Source organism: Clostridium muellerianum, assembly GCF_012926525.1.
Taxonomy (GTDB): Bacteria; Bacillota; Clostridia; order Clostridiales; family Clostridiaceae; genus Clostridium_AM; species Clostridium_AM muellerianum.
Window position 1 is genome coordinate 1 of the sequence record NZ_JABBNI010000064.1, and the last position, 756, is coordinate 756.

1 pseudogene is annotated in these 756 nt (G+C 30.8%); it reads left to right on the top strand.

The features are described from left to right. Positions 1-609 (top strand): annotated as a pseudogene (locus tag HBE96_RS22210) (ISNCY family transposase); the annotation flags it as partial. Positions 610-756 lie beyond the last annotated feature (147 nt).

Consider the following 756-nt stretch of genomic DNA (forward strand, 5'->3'; position numbering starts at 1 on the left):
AAATTTAAAATTTTTTTAGGTGATTCAGAATTTGATAGCTATGATAACTTTGGTTTACTTAAACATTTAGAATTTGAAAAAGTCTTTATTCCTCTTAATTCTCGAAATCAATCTAATAATAAGATTGGAGACTTAGAGTATGATATTGGAGGTACTCCCCTTTGCCCTTTGACTAAAGAACCTTTTAAATCAGAAGGTTCCTGTAAAGGTAAAAACAGAAGCTTAAGATTTAAATTTACATGCCCAAAATCTCGTAGAGATAAACAAGGAAAATGCTATAATACATGCGAAAATCCCTGTACAGATAAAAAAAGTGGTCGAATGACATATGTTTATCCTGATAAAGATTTTAGACTTTATCCTGGTGTTCAAAGGAACTCTTCTGAATGGGATGAAACATACTCTATTCGTGCAGGTATTGAAAGATCTATAGCTTCTTTTAAATGCAATCCATGCATTGAACGCCCAAGAACAATAAATACCACTACTATGCGTTCTGACCTATACTTAACTGCTATTTCTAAGCTCATAAATGTAATACTGGCTTACGCCATAAATAACCCTGAATATATTAGAAGCATAAATAGACTTCTTAAAATAGCTGCTTAATCAACATATCCACAATCAAATATCAAACTACATGCTACGCATGCCTTTTTATCAAAAGGCTTTTTGTCGTACTCTTTTTTTCTAGATTTTTAAGTAAATTTTCAAAAGTTATCCACATTTTCTAATTTTCAATTCTGCAATCATCTA